This window comes from Microbacterium sp. OR16 (genome assembly GCF_047306725.1).
Lineage (GTDB): Bacteria > Actinomycetota > Actinomycetes > Actinomycetales > Microbacteriaceae > Microbacterium.
On record NZ_JAZEXK010000001.1, the window covers coordinates 1,972,268 to 1,990,890 of the forward strand.

Below are 18,623 nucleotides of genomic sequence, written 5' to 3' on the forward strand. Positions count from 1 at the left end.
CACGCAGGCGTGCGGCAGGCAAGCGCACGAGCGCAGCCACCCTGCGACCGCCGACAGGAGCATGATGGAGGTGTGGTCGACATCCTCTCCGCACTCTCGACGATGCCCGAGCCCCAGTACGTCGAGGTGGGTGACGGCGTCGCGCTCGCGACATACTCCTGGGGCGAGGCGGACGGGCCCCCCGTCGTGCTCGCGCACGGGTTCGCGTCGAGCACCGCTGACACCTGGGTGCACACGGGGTGGGTGCGGATGCTCGAGCGCGAGGGCTTCCGCATCCTCGGTGTCGACCAGCGCGGGCACGGCGCGAGCCAGAAGCCGCACGACTCCGCCGGCTACACCGTGCGCAGTCTCGCCCGCGACATCGAATCGGTGCTCGACACCTTCCTCGTCGACGAGGCGCTGTACGTCGGGTACTCCCTGGGCGCGCGGGTCGGCTGGCAGGTGGCGCTCGATCTCGGCGAGCGCATCACGCGGGCGGTGCTCGGCGGGGTGCCCGACGGCATCCCGCTCGATCGGCTGGACACCGCCCAGGTGCGCCGGTACGCCGTGGACGGCACGGCGGTCACCGATCCGGTGACGCAGCGCTACATCGCGCTGGCCGAGCGGGTGGCGGGGAACGACATGCGCGCGCTGCTCGCGCTTGCCGAGGGCATGCGCGACTCGCGCTCGATCGACCCCGATCCCGCCCACGCCCCACAGCAGCCGGTGCTGTTCGCAACCGGATCGCAGGATGCCGTGCTCGACGGTTCACGCCGGCTGGCCGAGGCGGCCGCACAGGCGACGTTCTTCGAGATCCCGGGTCGGCATCACTTCAACGCTCCCGGGTCGAAGGCATTCCGTCTGGCCGCCCTGCAGTTTCTGAAGGGCTGAGTCTCAGCGACGCTCGCCGCCGGATCGCGCCAGCAGCGAGCGGATGACCACGAAGACGATCAGGGCGACGACGGCGACGATCGCGAGCTTGGCGATGAACCAGATCAGCGAGAACAGCGCGTTCACGATCCAGAACGCGATGACGACCGAGACGACGACGGCGACGATGGTCCAGATGGTGCTCTTGTTCATGTCTTCAGCCTAGGAGAAGCGTCTAACGTGTGATGGTGACCTTCGACGGCCCGCTCTCGGCATCCGCGTACGAGCTGCTCGGGGTCGAGTCCACGGTCTCGGACGACGAGCTGCGCCGTGCCTACCGCCTGCGGCTGCGCCAGACGCATCCCGACACCGGGGGCGATGCCGCCGTCTTCGTCCGTGTGCAGCGGGCCTGGGAGCTCGTCGGGACTGCGGCGGCACGCGCCGCGTACGACCGCGGGCGGGGAACGGCGTCCTGGGCCGAGCGCCCGACGACTGCCGGCGCGACCGGCACCCGACCGCGCGGACGCTCGTACGGCCGGGCGGGCGCGTGGCGCCGTCGCCGCTACCGCGAGCTGCTGTCCGACCAGCTCGGCCACGAGGTGACGGATGCCGAGGCGTACGACCCGCTGGTCGTGCGCGCGGCGCCGTGGGAGGCGCGTCGCATGCTCGCCGACGCGCTGGCCGAAGAGGCCACGGCCGAGGCGATCGAAGAGCTCGGCATCGGGTTCACCGCCTGGCACGATGTCGCCGTCGGCGAGGCCGACGACGCGAAGCTCGACCACGTCGTGCTCAGTCCGACCGGACTGTACGGCCTCATGTCGGAGGACTTCGGCGGGCCGGTGAGATTCCGTCAGGGCGAGGTCATCGGCGCCCACGTCGGCGGCGCCGCTCCGATCCGCGAACTGCTCGCCCGCATGCGCACCGTGGCGCGCCGTGCGCGGGTGCGCTTCGGAGGAGCGATCCTCATCCTTCCCGACGATGACCTCGACGACACGATCGCGCCGCTGGGCTCCGTCCGAGGCGTGCCGGTCGTGGTCGTGCGCCGCAGCGCGCTGCGCACGGTGCTGCGCGGCGGCGTGCCGGGAGCGCGGGCGCTCGGCGGCAACGAGGCGTTCGACGTGCGCAGCCGGCTGACGCACAGCGCACGCGTGCTCTCGCCGTGAAGCAACGCGGGGAGGCCGGGATGCTGCCGCGGGGGCTACGGTGAGAGCGTGGATGCTGTCGACCCGCTGCCCGATCACCCCGCTCCGGATGCCCCGGAAGGCAAGCTCGTGCTGCTGCGCCACGGCGAGACGGAATGGTCGCGAACGGGCAGGCACACCGGGCTGACCGACATCCCGCTCACCCCGCACGGCGAAGACCTCGCGCGAGCTGCGGGCGAGCTGGTGAAAGGCTACGACTTCCGGCTCGTGCTCAGCTCGCCGCTGCAGCGCGCGCGTCGAACGGCCGAACTCGCCGGCCTGCAGGCCGAGATCGATCCGCTGCTCGTGGAGTGGGACTACGGCGGGTACGAGGGGCGCACGACGAAGGAGATCAGGGCCGAGCTCGGCTACAACTGGACCACCTTCGCGCACGGGGTGATCCGCGGCGACACACCGGGCGAGACGGTCGAGGAGGTCGCCGCACGCGCATCCCGCGTTCTCACCAGGGTGCTGCCGGCGATGGCATCCGGAGATGTCGCGCTCGTCGCGCACGGCCACTACCTGCGCATCCTCACCGCCGTCTTCCTGCGGCAGGCGCCGCGATTCGGGGCATCGATCTCGCTTGATGCCGGATCGGTGTCTGTTCTCGGGTTCGCCCGCGAACAGCCCGCGATCCTTGCCTGGAACCACGGCCCGCATCTGCCGATGCAGCCTGCGGAATCCTGAGACGGGACGGGAGAGGCCGCATGAGGGCAGTGGACCACGACGTGATCGTCATCGGCGCGGGCCTCGCCGGCCTCCGCGCGGCGACGGTTCTCGCCGAGGCGGGGCTCGACACCGTGGTGCTCGAGGCGTCGGACGACGTCGGCGGGCGCCAGCGCACCGACATCGTGGACGGGTTCCGACTGGATCGCGGATTCCAGGTGCTCAACCCCGCCTACCGCTCCGTCCGACGGTGGGCCGACGTGCCGGCGCTGCGCCTGCAGCCGTTCCCGGTCGGCGTGCATGTGCGCCGGGCGGAAGACGTCGCGGGCGACCCCGTCGGGCTGGCGACGCTGGCAGATCCGCGCCGCCATCCGCTGTCGATCCGCACGAGTCTGCGCAGCGGGCTGCTCGACCCCGGCGCTCTGGTCGCTCTGGCTCGCTGGACCGCCCCGTCGGTGCTCACGCCCCGACGGCTGCTGAGGCGAGCCGCAGCGGGTGATGACCGCGCCGCGCGAGAGGGCTGGGACGCGGCGGGCTTTCACGGGGCGCTGCGCACGGAGGTCATCGAGCCGTTCCTCTCGGGTGTGCTCGCCGATGGCCGCTTCGACACGTCCGACGTCTTCGTGCGGTGGCTGGTGGGGCTGTTCCTTCGCGATGCGCCCGGGCTGCCGGCAGAGGGTATCCAGGCGCTGCCCGCCCAATCGGCGGCACGCGCACGGTCGGCGGGCGCGGACATCCGACTCCACCATCGCGTCACCGGCGTGCGCGCCGGGCGGGGGCACGTCGAGGTCGACATCTCGGGTGCCGATCCGGCGAGCGCCGCCGCCGCCATCGTCGCCGTGGACGCGCATCATCTGGCCCCATTGACCGGTGTCGCCGCCCCGCCGATGCGCGGACTGCAGACGTGGTGGTTCGCGCCCGATGCCGCGCCCTCCGCATCCGGCATGCTCGCCGTCGACGGACGCCGGCGGGGGCCGATCGTGAACACGGCGATCATCTCGCGTACCGCCCCGACGTACGCTCCTGCCGGACGCCACCTGGTGCAGGCCACCTGCCTGCTCTCCGACAGCGGCGGGTCGGAGGCGGAGGTGCGCACCCAGCTCGGCGAGATCTGGCGCACGGATGCCCGCAGCTGGCCGTTGCTGCGCCGCGACGACATCCGTCATGCCCTGCCGGACCAGCCGCCCCCGCTGCGGCCCTCACCGGTGCGCGCCGGTGAGGTGGTCTACCTCGCCGGCGATCATCGCACGAGCCCGTCGATCGAAGGCGCGCTCGTCTCGGGTGACCGCGCGGCGCGCATGCTGCTCGCCGATCGGGCGGCTCGACGCCGGTGAGCGGCGTGGGTGCGGGCACGTCGCGGGCAGTGTGCGACATCCGCGGCTCGCGGTCAACCACTCGCCGCGGATGCACCCCGGAGCCTAGGCTCGCGGAATGACCCTGTTCCGCAGCGATCGTCCCCGTCGCATCCAGCTCGATCAGACGACGGTGGAGCCCCGCGCGACTCGCCCGCCGTGGAGTCTCTGGGCCGACGCGTTCGGACGCCTTGGCATCCGCTCGGTTCAGATCCTGCTGGTGGTGGCCGTCGCGGCGGGCATCGTGTACGTCATCCAGTACCTCACCCTGGTCACCATCCCGCTCGCGATCGCCCTCATCCTCGCGTGCGCGTTCGCTCCGGCGATGAACTGGCTGCGCCGGCACCACGTGCCGGATCTGCTGGCGACGATCATCACCCTTCTGACGATCGTCGCGGTGCTCAGCGGACTGAGCTGGCTGATCGTGTGGGCGGTCCGCGATCAGTGGGACGACCTGTACGCGCAGGCGCAGCAGGGCATCGACCACGTGATCGACTGGATCGACACGCTGCCGTTCCAGCTGTTCACCCCCGACCAGATCGAGGAGTGGACGAAGACGCTCACCGACTTCGTCACGAGCTCGCAGTTCGGCTCCGGCGCCCTCGCCGGCGTCAGCGCGGTCGCGAGCTTCGTCACCGGATTCGTGCTGCTGGTCACCATCCTCTTCTTCTTCCTCAAGGACGGCCCGCAGATGTGGGAGTTCCTGCTGCGTCCCTTCCACGGTGAGAACGAGCGCCGGGTGCGCCGGATCGGCCACAAGACCGTGGGCGTGCTCGGGTCGTACGTGCGCGGAACGGCGACAGTGGCGCTGGTGGATGCCGTCGGCATCCTCATCGGCCTGCTCATCCTGCAGGTGCCGCTGGCGATTCCCCTGGCCGTCCTCGTCTTCCTTCTGGCGTTCATCCCGATCGTGGGTGCAACGCTGGCCGGTGTGCTCGCGGCGCTGGTCGCCCTGGTGGCGAACGGCTGGGTGAGCGCGCTGCTCGTCGTCGGCGTCGTCGTGCTCGTCAACCAGCTCGAGGGCAACCTCCTGCAGCCGTTCCTGATGGGGCGCACGATGAAACTGCACGCCTTCGTGATCCTGGTCGCTTTGGCCGTGGGAACGGCGCTGAGCGGCCTGGTCGGCGCCGTGCTGGCCGTGCCGACGACCGCCGCCGTGTGGGGCATCATCCAGGTGTGGGACGGCGAGAACCTGCCCGCGAAGTGGGCACGGCGCAAGCCACGAGAGCCCCGCGCGTCGCAGAGCACCGCCGTCGAGGTCGCCTGAGCATCATCGACGACCCGTCGCGCCGAAGACGTCGAGGTGGTTGCATGGCGTCATGAGCATCGCGACCTCCGCAGACGGAACCGAGATCTCCTACACGACGACCGGGGCAGGGCCGGCCGTCGTCGTCGTGAACGGCGCTCTGTCGACGGCGGCGGATGCCGGGCCGCTGGCCGAGGCGCTGGCCGAGAGCGGCTTCCGCGCGGTCACCTGGGATCGCCGCGCGCGGGGTGCGAGCGGCGACAGCCCGGGTTCCGCGCCGGCCGACGAAGCCGACGACCTGGCTGCCGTGATCGCGGCCGTCGGTGGAGCGGATGCCGTGCTCGGCCACTCGTCGGGGGCCATCCTCGCCCTGTTCGCCGCGTCGCGCGGCGTGCCGACCGGTGCGCTGTTCCTGTCGGAGCCGCCGATCGACTTCGACGGCGAGGGCTGGGGCGAGGAGCTGCCGCGACGTCTGCAGGAGCTGGTCGACGCGGGCCGCCATGATGAGACCGTCGCGATGTTCCAGCGCGACGCCGTGGGACTGCCGGCGGAGATGGTGGAGGCGGGCCGCGCGAGCGGCCAGCTCGCCGCGCTGGCCCCGCTCGCGCAGTCGACGGTGTACGACGCCCGGCTGACGCTGCGCTATCGGCGTCCGGATGCCGCGCTGCTCGACGTCGATGTGCCGGTGACCGTGCTGCGCGGGGCGCAGACCTTCCCTTTCCTGGTCGCGTCGTCTGACCGGCTCGCCGCCGAGATCGAGAACGCCGACCTGGTGATCGTGCCGGAGTCGGTCATGCACCGTCCCGATCCCGCGGCGACCGCACGGGTCATCGCCGAGCGGGTCTGACGGCAGTCGCGTCGCGGTGAACGAGTACCCTCGCGGGTATGAGACGGCCCGTACCCGATCCCATCCGTCCAGGCGAGGAGTCCGTGTGGGACTATCCGCGGCCGCCGCGTGCCGAGCCGGTGCGAGAGCGAGTCACGATCCGCCTGGGAGGTGTGCTGATCGCCGACACCGTTGACGCGGTCCGCGTGCTCGAGACGAGTCATCCGCCGGTCTACTACCTGCCGATCGCGTCGTTCGTCGACGGAGCGCTCATCCCGGCAGAGGGGTCGTCGTTCTGCGAGTTCAAGGGGGAGGCCGCGTACTTCGACGTGCACGGCGGCGAGCGGGTTGTGCCTGGAGCAGCCTGGACGTACCCGCGCCCGGCACGAGGGTTCGAGTCTCTGAGCGGACGCGTGGCGGTCTACGCGGGCGACATGGATGCATGCACCGTCGGCGACGAGCAGGTAACACCGCAGCCTGGCCGGTTCTACGGCGGCTGGATCACGTCCCGCATCCGCGGTCCGTTCAAGGGCGCGCCGGGCTCGATGGGCTGGTGAATGCGCTGATCAGGCGGTGAGGCCCGGTTCGTCGCCGGCACCGCCGCCATGGTCGAACGTGGCCTTGAGCAGCTCTTCGGCCTCGAGCGTGAGATCGATGATGCGGGCGAGCAGCCCTCCGAGGGAGGTGGCGCGCAGCAGCTCGAGCTGGTCGATCGGCCCCAGCGGCGCTATCGCGGCGAGCTGCCATGACGACTCCAGGGGGTCGTCCGAGATCTCGATGTTCGGATCCCACCGGCTGCCGGAAGTCATCGCTGCGCGCGTGAGCACGCGACGAACGTGCTTCTCCGCCTCGTCGCGCAGCGGCGCGAGTGCCGGATCCCACCTCAGCTCGCCGATGGCGTGCACCTCGGCGGTCGGATACGCCTCGTCGTTCCACCACGCGCCCACTTCGATGCGCTCCCCGCCGACGACGAGCAGCTCGATGTCGCGCTCGGTCGCCGCGACCTCGACGATCCGAGCCATGGTGCCGGTGCGGAACCGGGTATCCCCTCCCCCGGCCTCGGATCCGCGCTCGATGAGCACCACGCCGAACGACGGCTCGTGCGATTCGAGCGCTGCGCCGAGCATCTTCAGGTAGCGCTCTTCGAAGACGCGCAGGGCCAGCGGCGTGTACGGGAACAGCACCGTCTCGAGCGGGAACATCGCAGTGGCTGCCATCGCGCCAGTAAACCACTATGGCCGCGCTGCGTCACCCGGCTCGCGTGCGTCAGTTGAAGTCGCCCCCGCCGCCGCCGAAGTCACCCGGCGCCATGTCCTTGAACCGCGAGTAGTGGCCCTGGAAGGCGACGGTGATCGTCGCCGTCGGACCGTTGCGGTGCTTGGCGACGATCAGGTCGGCCTCGCCCGGACGGATGTCCTTGTCGTAGGCGGCCTCGCGGTGCAGCAGGATCACCATGTCGGCATCCTGCTCGATCGAGCCGGACTCGCGCAGGTCGCTGATCGCGGGTTTCTTGTCGGATCTCTGCTCGGCACCACGGTTCAGCTGCGACAGCGCGATCACCGGCACCTGCAGCTCTTTCGCGAGCAGCTTGAGCGCACGCGAGAACTCCGACACCTCCTGCTGACGCGACTCGACGCGCTTGCCGCTCGTCATCAGCTGCAGGTAGTCGATGACCACCAGCCGCAGGCCGGCGCGCTGCTTGAGCCGGCGGCACTTGGCCCGGATCTCGACGAGCGTCATGTTCGGGCTGTCGTCGATGTACAGCGGTGCGTCGTTGATGCGGCCGCGGGTGGCAGCGACGGTGGTCCAGTCGCGAGGGTCGAGCGTTCCCTTGCGCATGTTCTGCAGCGGGATCGCTCCCTCGGCGCTGAGCAGGCGCATCGCGATCTCGCTCTTGCCCATCTCGAGCGAGAAGAAGATCGACGGCTCGTTGTGACCGATGGCTGCCGCGCGGGCGAAATCCAGAGCCAGCGTGGAGTTGTGGGTCGGGATCATCGAGTCGCCGGCGAGGTAGAGATGCTCGGCGTTGTCGACCTGAACGCACCGCACCGGCACGCTGGCGATCGGGCGCACGGCCTTCACATAGCGACGGCCGATCCGGGCGACGCTGACCGGCCGCTCCTGCTCGTGCAGGCGACGTTTGCGCTCGAGGCGGAACACGTCGTCGACGGTCGAGAAATTGAGGATGTGGCACGTCGACGACGATTCGGACCGTCCGGCCACCCGCTTGGACGTGCGCCCGCACTTGTATCCGAGGCTCACGATCAGCTCATACACGCTGTCGGCGAGCCGCTTGTTCGTCACCGCGAACTGGCATGACCCGACACCGCGCACGACCGTGCCGTCGGTATCCATCAGACCCGCGAGCAGTTCGCGACGCTGGCTGACCGAGGCGCGCAGATACTGCGTGGGAATGTGCTTGTCACCGAGCACACCGAGACCGCGCAGCAGGGCGGTGAACGAGCCGTGATCGCGATAGCAGTCCGCGCACCGCTGCGCTTCCCCCGAGAACGGCGAACCGCAGTCGGGGCAGCGCAGCCGCTCGGGGTGAGCTCCCTTGTTCTTCGGTCCGCAGGTGCGGCCGCACGTGCGCACGTGCGGATGACGGGCAGTGAATGACGTGCCGCACACCTCGCAGTCGCGCACGATGGTCTGGGTGGGGAGCTTCAGCGCGTAGAGCATGTTGCCGCGTGCTTCGGCGCGGATCCCGGTCGCTGCGATGAGTCCAGGGATCTCCTCGGTCTCGCTCGTCATGCGCGCACCGTCGCTGTGTCCGTCGCCGAGCCAGGCACCCAGCGCATACGGAGGGATCGGCAACGCTGCATCCGGTGCGCGCAGCGCCGCCGCGTTCTGCACCGAGTGGTTGGCGCGGGCGTCGGCTCCGACGGTGAGGGTGTCGCGGATCTGCTCGGTGGTGACCGTCACCGATCCGCCCGCCGGTGAACGACGCGTCGCGCGCGTCTCGGTCACCCACTGGTGCTGTGCGTCAGCGATGATGACCGATCCGTCCGAGAATTCGACCTCGTAGCAAGGACGCTCGAGCATGACATCCGTCGCCGCGACCACCCGAGTGGGGCGACCATGCGCATCGTAGAGCTCGTCGCCGACCCGCACCGCGCCCATCGTGGTCCACCCGGTCGGGGTGGGCAGTGGGGTGTCGAGCGCCAGCGCCTTGCCCATGGCCGGCCTCGCGGCCACGACGATCATCTGGCCGCCGTGCAGACCGTTGGTCAGCTCGTCGAGCTCGCGGAATCCGGTCGGGATGCCGGTCATCGTGCCGTCACGGCCGTTTGCCGCCTCGATCTCTTCGACAGCCGCGTCGACGGCGATCGTCAGCGGCACGTAGTCTTCAGCCGTCTCGGAGCCGGTCACCGAGTAGATCTCGGCCTGCGCGTTGTTGACGATGTCAGTGGCGTCGCCCTCGCCCGCGTAGCCGAGCTGGACGATGCGCGTGCCCGCGTCGACCAGACGGCGCAGGATCGCGCGTTCTGCGACGATCCCGGCGTAGTAGCCGGCGTTCGCGGCGGTCGGCACGATCGAGGTGAGCGTGTGCAGGTAGTCGGCACCACCGGCGCGCCCGAGCTCGCCGGTCTTGATCAGCTCATCGGTGACCGCGACGACGTCGGTCGGCTCACCGTGCGAGTACAGCGACAGGATCGCTTCGAAGATCAGCTCGTGCTTGGGCACGTAGAAGTCGGCGCCCTTGAGCATCTCGATGACATCGGCGACGGCATCCTTCGACAGCAGCATGCCGCCCAGCGCGCTCTGCTCAGCCAGAAGGTCGTGCGGCGGGGTGCGCTCGGGCGTGCGCGAACCACCCAGACGCTCGTTAGAGATATCTGCGATCGACACCGTGCTCCTCCCGGCCGGCGCGACTCGACACACGTCACCGGCGCTTGCGACCGGCGGGTCGTCGGCCTCAGGCGCAAGCAGAACACGCGCCACCGACATCCGGTCTCCCCCAAGCTAGAAGCCGGGTTATCCCCATGCAACCAGGGCTGTGGATAACTATGTGGAGAGTGTGCGAAGAACTCTGGAGTGTCTGTGCAGAACGGGTGTGGACAACTCGGTGGAGAGTTTCAACGTCGTCGAATTTTCTTGCGTTTGATCAGGTTTTCTTCGGTTCCCCACCCTGTGGAGGGATTTCCGCTTCAACGTGAGATTGAAGGTTTCGGCGAGTCGGCGCCGATGTGCAGAACCTGGGGAAAGTCAAGTGGAATCGCGCCCGGGCGCGCCGCGCCGGATCACGCGCCCGTGGACTCGCGGATCACGAGGTCGAGCGGCAGCGGAGAATCGGCGCCGAGCTGTTCGCCGCGAATCAGACGCACGACCGCCGCCATCATCGCCGCGCCCTTGTCCGCGGTGTGCAGATCGACGGTCGTGAGCTGCGGAGACGCGCTCGTCGAGAAGACGTTGTTGTCGACCGTGGCGACGGCGACGTCATCCGGAACCCTGATTCCGCGCTCCTTCAGCACGCCCAGCGCGCCGGCCGCCATCTGCGCCGACGCGACGAACAGGGCATCCATCTCCACCCCCGCATCGAGCAGCCGACGCGCGGCCGCCGCTCCGCCGGTCGGGGTGTAGTCGCCCTCTTCGCTGCCGGCCTCGTCGAGGCCCGCAGCTCTGAGCACATCGCGCCACCCCTGCAGACGCTCCTGCCCAGCCGACGTGTCGAGCGGTCCGGTGATCGTGGCGATCCGCCGCCGCCCCCGCTCGATGAGATGCCGCGTGGCGAGCGCGCCGACGGCGGTGTTGTCGACGTCGACGATGTGGATCTCTTCACCGGTCTCGCCCGGCGGGCGCACCCCGAAGACGACCGGCAGCGTGCGCGCCAGCTCTCGATACGACGACGATGCGCTGTGATGCGAGAGGATCAGCGCTCCGTCCACATTGCCGCGGCGCAGCAGCTGATGGGTCTTCTGCGGGTCCTTCTCCGACTCGATGAGCAGCGTGAGCGAATACTCGGTCGACGACGCATACATCGCGGCGCCCTGGATCACCTCGGCGAAGTACGGGTCTGCGAAGAACTCCGCCGTGCGCTCGGGGATGACCATGGCCACCGTCTGAGTGCTGCGGCGGGCGAGGCTGCGCGCCGCACGATTGGGCACGTAACCCACCTTCGCGATCGCCGCATTGACTCGCGCGACGGTGTTCTCGGTGACCCGCGGCGACCCGTTGATCACCCGCGACGCGGTCGAGCTCGACACCCCTGCGAGCGCCGCGACCTCTTCGAGGGTCGGGATCCACGGCTTCGCGCTGTGAGACGGCTTCATCGTCACTCTTCGTCTCCTGCTGCGCATCCAGCGCGATCGTGGACCTCGCCACTCGAGGGCGGACCTCTTCACCGTACGCCACGCGGGCCCGGTGATCACTCCGGGATCCGGTGCTCCTCGATCAGTCGCGACAGCCACCGTCCGCTGTCCTTCACCGTGCGCTCCTGCGTGTCGTAGTCGACGTGCACGATGCCGAATCGCTTGCTGTACCCGTAGCCCCACTCGAAGTTGTCGAACAGCGACCACACGAGATAGCCGCGCAGGTCGACGCCCTGCTGAAGAGCGCGATGCGCCGCAGTGAAGTGACGGCGCAGATAGTCCAGCCTGGCGTCGTCGTGCACTCGATCGCCGATGCGCTCGTCGTCGAAGGCGGCTCCGTTCTCGGTGATGACGAGCGGCAGACCCGGATGCTCGCGGCTGAGCCTCAGCAGCAGCTCCTCGAGTCCGTCGGGAGCGATGTTCCACCCCATCGCCGTGTACGGGCCGTCCTGCGTGAGGAATTCGACGATGTCGCTGCCCGGCCAGGCCGAGCCGCCGACGTCCTTGTGGCCGTCGGCGCGCTCGCGCGGGGCGGAGCCGTCCCACATGCGCACCCGCGTGGTCGAGTAGTAGTTGACGCCGAGGAAGTCGATCGGCTGATGGATGATCTCGGCGTCGCCCGGGCGCACGAACAGCCAGTCGGTGACCTGCGCGGTGTCATCGATGAGATCCGCCGGGTAGCCGCCGACGAGCATCGGGTGGGTGAACGACCTGTTGGCCAGGGCGTCGATGCGTCGCACCGCCTCGGATCGCTGCCCGTCTGCACCCCGCACGACGTGGAAGTTCAGCGTCACCGACACCTGTGCGTGCGGCGCGACCTCCCGAAGCACCTGCACGGCGAGGCCGTGGGCGAGGTTCAGGTGGTGCATCGCCTGAAGCGCCGCGGCACCGTCGGTGCGGCCGGGAGCGTGCGCGCCCGAGCCGTAGCCGAGGAAAGCGCTGCACCAGGGCTCGTTCAGGGTGGTCCACACCGGCACGCGGTCGCCGAGCGCTCGGGCGACATGGCGGGTGTACTCGGCGAAGCGATAGGCGGTCTCGCGGTTGGTCCAGCCGCCGGCATCCTCGAGCGCCTGCGGCAGGTCCCAGTGATAGAGAGTCGCGATCGGACGGATGCCGCGGGCGATCAGACCATCGACGAGGCGGCCGTAGAAGGCCAGGCCCGCCACGTTCACCGGTCCGGATCCGGTCGGCTGGATGCGCGGCCACGAGATCGAGAACCGGTACGCCTCGATGCCGAGCTGAGCCATCAGGTCGAGGTCGGGCTCGAGCCGGTTGTAGTGATCGACGGCGACGTCGCCCGTGTCCCCGTCGACGACCCTGCCCGGCGTGGCGCTGAACGTGTCCCAGATGGAGGGCCCCCGTCCGTCGGCGGTGGCGGCGCCCTCGATCTGATACGCCGCAGTAGCCGCGCCGATGACGAATCCGGCGGGGAAGTCGAGTCCGGCGTCCCGGTAGTCGGGGCTGTCTCTGGTGTGGGCCTGCATCTGGATCGTCATATCAGCCTTTCACTGCGCCTTGCATGATTCCGGTCACGAGCTGCTTTCCCGCGACGAAGAAGAGGATGAGGAGGGGGATCACCGAGAGCACCGCACCGGCGAGCACCATCGCATTGTCGGGGTTCTGCCCGCCGGCGGCGCTCAGCGCCGCCAGCGCGGTCTGCACGCTGGGATTGCGAGGGCTCAATGCCAGCAGCGGCCACAGGTAGTCGGTCCAGGCGGCCATGAAGCTGAACAGTCCGAGCACGGCCATCGCGGGGCGCGCGGCAGGCAGGGCGACGTGCCAGAACGTGCCCCACATGCTCGCGCCGTCGACGCGCGCCGCTTCGATGAGCTCATCGGGGATGACGTCGACCAGGTACTGGCGCATGAAGAACACCCCGAAAGCGGTCACCATCCCGGGGATGATGACCGCCTGCAGAGTGCCGATCCAGCGCCACTCGGCCATCAGCATGAACAGCGGGATGATGCCCAGCTGAGTCGGAACGGCCATGGTGGCGATCACCGTCACGAGCAGGCCGGTGCGCCCCCGAAAGCGCAGCTTGGCGAACGCGTATCCGGCCAGGGTCGAGAAGAAGACGACCGAGATCGTGATCGCGGCGGAGATCACCGCGCTGTTCACCAGCGAGAGCAGGAACGGCACGCTCTCGAATGCCTTGCCGGCGTTGGTGAGGAAGTTCGGTCCCGGCAGCACTGCCGGGGGCACGAGGTTGATGTCGGACGACTGACGTGAGGCGATGACGAACGACCACCACAGCGGGAACGCCGATCCCACGAAGTAGGCGATGAGCAGCGCATACGTGAGCATGCCGGGGCGCTCGTACGCGCGGCGGCGTCTGGCACGGCGTTCGGATGCCTCGGCGCGGCGCTGATCGAACTCGGGCGAACCGGGCGCGACGGGACGAGTGAGGATGGCGGTCATGATGCTCCCTGCTGCTCGCGGGCCGAACGGGCGCGCGCAGTGCGCATTCGCGCGGTCTTCGCGTCAGCCGAGCGGATGGCCCGGGTGACCGCGAAGCTGAGCAGGCCGACGAGCATGATGATGACGAACAGGATCCACGCCGTCGCCGACGCCCGGCCGAAGTCGCGCAACGGGAAGCCGAGCTGGTAGAGGTACAGGACGATCGTCTGGAACTGGCGGTCGCTGCCGCCGTAGGTGCGGCTGTCGAACAACCTCGGCTCGGCGAAGATCTGCAGCCCTCCGATGGTCGCGGTGATGACGACGAAGATGAGAGTCGGGCGGATCAGCGGAATCGTGATCGACCAGAACTGGCGCAGCCTGCTCGCCCCGTCGATGGTCGCCGACTCGTACATGTCGCGCGGCACCGCCTGCATGGCGGCGAGCAGAAGCAGGGCGTTGTAGCCGGTCCAACGCCAGTTGACCATGGTCGCGATCGCGACGTGCGAGGGGAAGACGTCGAAGGTCCAGCGGATCGGGTCGAGACCCAGCAGCTCGAGCAGACCGGCGACGGGTCCGTGGTACTGGTTGAACACCTGCAGGAAGATGACGGTCACGGCCACCGGAGCGACGATGTACGGCAGCAGAATGCTCATGCGCCAGAACGTCTTGCCGCGGATCGCCTGGTTCAGCAGCGCCGCCACCCCTGTGGCGATGACGAGCTGCGGGATCGCCGAGAGCAGGAAGATGCTGAACGTGTTGCGGAAGGCGTTCCAGAAGAACGGATCGCTCAGCACCGTGACGTAGTTCTGCAATCCGACGAAGTCGCCCTGCCCCTTGAGCAGATGCCAGTCGTACAGCGAGACGTTGAAGGTGTAGGCGATGGGGAAGACGCCGATCAACGCGAAGAGGATGAAGAACGGCGCGATGTACAGGTAAGGGGAGAAGGTGTGGTCGAAGCGACTCACCTTCTGCCGGAACGTCAGTTCCGTCCGGGGCGCTCTGCTGGTTGTGATGCTCATCGTTGAACCAATCGCAAGATGGGTGGGGAGAGATGGATGCACGGGCGGCTCGACGGCGTGACGCGTCGAGCCGCCCGGGCAGTCAGCTCCGGAACTGGTCGAGCAGCTCCATGGCGGCATCCCAGGCCTCGTCGGCGTCGGTGACCTCGCCCTGACTGACGCGGTCGAAGATGGGGCCGAAGACGTTGTCCTGGATGTTGGAGTCCTCCGGTCCCTTCACCTGCGCCACGACGCCCTTCGAGCGCTCAGCGAAGATCTGACCGATCGGGGCGTCGTTGAAGAACGGGCTGGTGGTGTCGGCGACCAGCTTCTGACCCTCCATCGTGCTGGGATACGGGCCGGCCTTCTCGAACGCCGACGCCTGCTGCTCGGGCGATGCCAGCCACAGCGCGAGCTTCGCCGCCTCCTCCTTGTGCTCGGACGACTCTGCGACACCGAGGAATGCGCCACCCCAGTTGGCCGCGCCGCCGGGGAGCACGTTCGCGAAGTCCCAGCCGCTGTCGGTCGTGCCCTCGTCGTAGTAGCCCTGCACGATGCCGAGCATCCAGCTCGGGCACATGTAGACGGCGAAGTCGCCGGCCTTGGCCTCGGGACCGACCTCCCAGCCGGGAAGGCCTGCGCCGAGACCGTCCTTCTCGGCTTCGACGATCTTGGCGAAGTGCTCCTTCAGCACCTCGTTGTCGTCGATGTTGAGGGTCTCGCCGTCTTTCTTGTAGTAGCCCTCCTTCTGCTGGTTGACGAAGGAGTTCCAGAAGAATCGCGGGCTGTGGTAGAACGCTTTGCCCGACTTGTCGACGTACTCCTTGCCGACCTCGAAGAAGCGATCCCAAGTGGCATCCTCGCCGCCGAAGTAGGCCGCCACCTCCTCACGGTCGCTGGGCAGCCCCGCGGCCTCGAAGAGGTCGCCGCGGTAGCAGAGGCCCTGCGGGCCGATGTCGAGGCCGGCGCCGATCACCTTGCCGTCGGCCGTGGTGCCCTGCTCGTACTTCCAGTCGAGCCAGGAGTCCTTGACGTCTTCGATGCCGTAGTCGCGCAGGTCGACGAACGCGTCGGACACCTCGGCGATCGTGCCGAGCCAGCCCTCCTCGATCGCCACGATGTCGCTGAGGCCGGTGCCGGCGGCGATCTTCGCGTAGGCGTCGTCGCGCGCAGCTCCACCGCCCTCGAGGTTGGTCGCCTCGATCTTGATGTTCGGATTCTGCTTCATGTACTCGGCGTACTTCGCATCGACGCCCATCGTGCCGAAAGTCGTGATCGACAGGGTGATCTCGTCGTCACTCGCTTCGGCACCACCTCCACTCGAGCATCCGGTGGCGACGAGGGCCACGGCTGCGACGCCGGCGACGGATGCGGCGATCTTGCTTCGTGCTGATTTCACGGTCACTCCCTTGTGTGCGCTTCGGCTGAAGTATGCAAGCGCTCCCATGACTCGACGTGGGAGCGCTCCCAGCGGCTTCGGCGTTCACGTTACGCTCGCGCGTCGAGCCCTGTCAAGAGTTTTGTGGGCGCGCTCCCACGGCGAAGTCACGTTCTTTCACCTCACCGAGCGACGCGGCTCAGCGCGTGCGTGACAGCTGCCGACGCGCCTCGTCGATGATCGTCACGACCTCGATCGACGTCCGCAGCGGATGCAGCGGCGACTCGAGGAGCCCGTCATCGATGTGCTCCGCCACCGATACGGCCTGCCAGGCCATCCCCTCGCGGTGGCCCAGGCCGGACTCGTCGACGAACCGACCTCGGGCATCCCCGCGCTGCGCGGAGAAACCCCCCGGGAACACGAACGACGGGTCGATCTGCACAGAGCCGTCGGATCCGGAGATGGATGCCGCGCCCGGCGACGTCACCCGGATGCTCGTGCTCAGCAGAGCCTGAGCGCCCGACGCGTAGTCGAGCACGAGCGCACTCTGCTGATCGACGCCCGAATCGGTGAGAGTGCCGACGGCCGTGACGGCCGTCGGCGTTCCCAGCCACAGGTGGCTGAGCCAGACGGGGTACACGCCGAGGTCGAGCAGCGCCCCGCCTCCCAGGGCCGGGTCGAAGAGCCGGCCGCCGTCGGCGGGGTCGGCCGCGAAGCCGAGATCGGCGAGGAGAAGTCGCGGATCCCCGATGATGCCGTCTTCGAGCAGGTGCAGCATGACATCCGTCTGCGGAAGAAAGCGGGTCCACATCGCCTCCATCGCGAAGACCCCGGCGGCGCCGGCAGCGGCGGCGACCTCGCGCGCCTCGTCGGCGGAGAGCCCGATCGGCTTCTCGATGAGCACGTGCTTGCCGGCGGCGATCGCATCGATCGCGAGTCGCCGATGCTCGCTGTGCGGTGCGGCGATGTACACGATCTGCACCTGCTCGTCGTCGTACAGCCCGGCGTAGTCGTCGTGCACCCTGGCGATGTCGTGACGCCGCGCGAACGAACGCGCTCGGTCGACCGATCGCGAGGCGACCGCGATCACGCGCTGGTCGGTGTGCGCGTGGAGGGCGTGCACGAAGTCCGCCGCGATGCCGCCAGGCGCGACGACACCCCATCGCAGAGCGGGACCGCCCCTCAGCGGTGTCGTGCGCGGAGCGGGCATGGTCAGGACGGGCGCGGTCATGAGTCCTGAACCTAATGCACCGAGCTGCCCGCCCCGCACGCGAGTCCTGACGCGGGGGTGGACGATCTCGAGGTCGTCGGGTATCGTCCTGGGCACGATCGGAGACTTCTCAGATTGCACGGGGGGCTGAGCGTGAACGTGGAGACGACAGGGGTCCGCAGATCTGCGGTGTACCTCTGGGGCGCGCTCTTCGTGCTCGCCTGGGCGCTGCTCAGCGCCGTGTTCTCCGGCGGCGACGCCCGAGCGGATGACGAAGCTCCGGCGCCTCTGTCGGGGCTGACGTCACTCGTGGGCGACACGCTGGGCGATGTCGTGGCCCCGGTCGCCAAGACGGCGACGTCGACCGTCGAGCAGATCGCATCGCCCGTGGTCTCGACCGTCGAGAAGGCGGTCGAGAAGACGACCGCCGCCGTGGCATCCGTGCCGGTGGTGGGAGCACCGGCGGCCGAGGTGATCGCCACTGCGGGCGACACGGTCTCGGGTGTTACGCAGACCGTCGGAGCGGTCGCCGGGTCGACTCCCGTCAGCGCGATCGTGACTCCGGTGACCGATGTCATCGGCAGCGTTCCCGTGGTCGGTGCGGTCGTCGACGGACTCGGCGCGACCGACCTCGTCGGGGAAGTCGCGACAGGCGTGGATGGCGTTCTCGAGGTCGTGCCACCTGTGATCGACAGCACGATCAAGCCCGTCATCGACGGACTGCAGCCGAGCATCCCGACCACGGGCGACACGGCGCTTCCCGATGCCGAGGTTCCGTTCGACACTGACTCCTCGCAAGCCGGCCCCGCTGTGGGGGCCGATGCCCAACCCGATGCCGAGCCCGAGGCGCTCACCGCTGAGGCGACTTCGGCGCATCCATCGACTTTCGCCTTCGCCGTCTCCACGAGCGCAGACGCGTCGCCGCCGGCGCGAGACGCCGCCGTTCAGCCGGCCGCACCATCCGGCAACCCGCACGGTGCGCCCGCGAGCGGCCCGGGCGTCGTGACACCGACAGCTGCCGTAGGCGGCACGGGGCCCGCGCCGGGCACGAGCTCTGACGCTCCATCCTCCGCGCGTCTCGACGATGCGGCGTATTCACGAACGGGCATCCCCGATGATGCCGCTCTGCCGGCGTCTCCGGCGGGCAGCACCGACATCTCCCCTGACTGACGAGAGGGCGGCCGATTCTGCATCGGCACGCCGGATCA

Annotated in this window: 17 protein-coding genes; 8 read left to right on the plus strand and 9 right to left on the minus strand. The window is 69.1% G+C overall.

The annotated features are described in order from the left end of the window. Positions 1 to 72 precede the first annotated feature (72 nt). On the plus strand, positions 73 to 870 hold the full coding sequence (locus tag V2S05_RS09630; protein WP_413634931.1) for an alpha/beta fold hydrolase: 798 nt from the start codon (positions 73 to 75) through the stop codon (positions 868 to 870). 3 nt (positions 871 to 873) lie between these two features. Here V2S05_RS09630 and V2S05_RS09635 read toward each other — a convergent pair whose 3' ends face one another. Beyond that, complete coding sequence (locus tag V2S05_RS09635) at positions 874 to 1,062, minus strand: hypothetical protein (protein ID WP_271639093.1); 189 nt, start codon at positions 1,060 to 1,062, stop codon at positions 874 to 876. A gap of 35 nt (positions 1,063 to 1,097) precedes the next feature. Between V2S05_RS09635 and V2S05_RS09640 the strand changes: the two genes are divergently transcribed. The 6 genes from V2S05_RS09640 to V2S05_RS09665 all read left to right on the plus strand — a co-directional run bounded on the left by V2S05_RS09640 (position 1,098) and on the right by V2S05_RS09665 (position 6,677). After that, the gene (locus tag V2S05_RS09640) at positions 1,098 to 2,012 is read left to right on the plus strand and encodes a J domain-containing protein (RefSeq protein ID WP_413634932.1); all 915 of its coding nucleotides are present in this window, start codon (positions 1,098 to 1,100) and stop codon (positions 2,010 to 2,012) included. 48 nt (positions 2,013 to 2,060) lie between these two features. Then, positions 2,061 to 2,717: a histidine phosphatase family protein gene (locus V2S05_RS09645; RefSeq protein WP_413634933.1), complete on the plus strand. Its 657-nt coding sequence runs from the start codon at positions 2,061 to 2,063 to the stop codon at positions 2,715 to 2,717. Between the two features lie 20 nt (positions 2,718 to 2,737). After that, positions 2,738 to 4,030 (plus strand): FAD-dependent oxidoreductase, encoded by a 1,293-nt coding sequence (locus V2S05_RS09650; protein WP_413634934.1) that lies wholly within the window; start codon positions 2,738 to 2,740, stop codon positions 4,028 to 4,030. A 97-nt stretch (positions 4,031 to 4,127) separates the two neighbouring features. Beyond that, positions 4,128 to 5,315 carry an AI-2E family transporter gene (locus tag V2S05_RS09655; protein WP_413634935.1) on the plus strand — a complete coding sequence of 396 codons (1,188 nt, stop codon included), beginning with the start codon at positions 4,128 to 4,130 and terminating at the stop codon, positions 5,313 to 5,315. A 52-nt stretch (positions 5,316 to 5,367) separates the two neighbouring features. After that, positions 5,368 to 6,141: an alpha/beta fold hydrolase gene (locus V2S05_RS09660; protein WP_413634936.1), complete on the plus strand. Its 774-nt coding sequence runs from the start codon at positions 5,368 to 5,370 to the stop codon at positions 6,139 to 6,141. 38 nt (positions 6,142 to 6,179) lie between these two features. After that, complete coding sequence (locus V2S05_RS09665) at positions 6,180 to 6,677, plus strand: DUF427 domain-containing protein (RefSeq protein WP_413634937.1); 498 nt, start codon at positions 6,180 to 6,182, stop codon at positions 6,675 to 6,677. 9 nt (positions 6,678 to 6,686) lie between these two features. Here the strand turns inward: V2S05_RS09665 and V2S05_RS09670 are convergent, their stop codons facing one another. The 8 genes from V2S05_RS09670 to V2S05_RS09705 form a co-directional block, all read right to left on the minus strand. Continuing rightward, positions 6,687 to 7,337, minus strand: coding sequence for an LON peptidase substrate-binding domain-containing protein (locus V2S05_RS09670; protein ID WP_413634938.1), 651 nt, complete (start codon positions 7,335 to 7,337; stop codon positions 6,687 to 6,689). A 49-nt stretch (positions 7,338 to 7,386) separates the two neighbouring features. Further along, positions 7,387 to 10,071, minus strand: coding sequence for a replicative DNA helicase (gene dnaB, locus V2S05_RS09675; RefSeq protein WP_413634939.1), 2,685 nt, complete (start codon positions 10,069 to 10,071; stop codon positions 7,387 to 7,389). A gap of 293 nt (positions 10,072 to 10,364) precedes the next feature. Continuing rightward, positions 10,365 to 11,393, minus strand: coding sequence for a LacI family DNA-binding transcriptional regulator (locus V2S05_RS09680; protein ID WP_413634940.1), 1,029 nt, complete (start codon positions 11,391 to 11,393; stop codon positions 10,365 to 10,367). Positions 11,394 to 11,488: 95 nt separating this feature from the next. Beyond that, positions 11,489 to 12,928: a GH1 family beta-glucosidase gene (locus tag V2S05_RS09685; RefSeq protein ID WP_413634941.1), complete on the minus strand. Its 1,440-nt coding sequence runs from the start codon at positions 12,926 to 12,928 to the stop codon at positions 11,489 to 11,491. A 1-nt stretch (position 12,929) separates the two neighbouring features. Next, positions 12,930 to 13,850, minus strand: coding sequence for a carbohydrate ABC transporter permease (locus V2S05_RS09690; protein WP_271639081.1), 921 nt, complete (start codon positions 13,848 to 13,850; stop codon positions 12,930 to 12,932). Further along, positions 13,847 to 14,848 carry a carbohydrate ABC transporter permease gene (locus V2S05_RS09695; RefSeq protein ID WP_413634942.1) on the minus strand — a complete coding sequence of 334 codons (1,002 nt, stop codon included), beginning with the start codon at positions 14,846 to 14,848 and terminating at the stop codon, positions 13,847 to 13,849. The genes V2S05_RS09690 and V2S05_RS09695 overlap by 4 nt, the downstream gene beginning before the upstream one ends. 82 nt (positions 14,849 to 14,930) lie before the next feature. Continuing rightward, the gene (locus V2S05_RS09700; protein ID WP_340088672.1) at positions 14,931 to 16,226 is read right to left on the minus strand and encodes an extracellular solute-binding protein; all 1,296 of its coding nucleotides are present in this window, start codon (positions 16,224 to 16,226) and stop codon (positions 14,931 to 14,933) included. A 178-nt stretch (positions 16,227 to 16,404) separates the two neighbouring features. After that, positions 16,405 to 17,436, minus strand: a complete 1,032-nt coding sequence (locus tag V2S05_RS09705; protein ID WP_413634943.1) for a Gfo/Idh/MocA family protein — start codon at positions 17,434 to 17,436, stop codon at positions 16,405 to 16,407. A gap of 132 nt (positions 17,437 to 17,568) precedes the next feature. Between V2S05_RS09705 and V2S05_RS09710 the strand changes: the two genes are divergently transcribed. Then, a complete protein-coding gene (locus V2S05_RS09710) occupies positions 17,569 to 18,585 on the plus strand; it encodes a hypothetical protein (RefSeq protein WP_413634944.1) in 1,017 nt (338 codons plus the stop codon). Positions 18,586 to 18,623 lie beyond the last annotated feature (38 nt).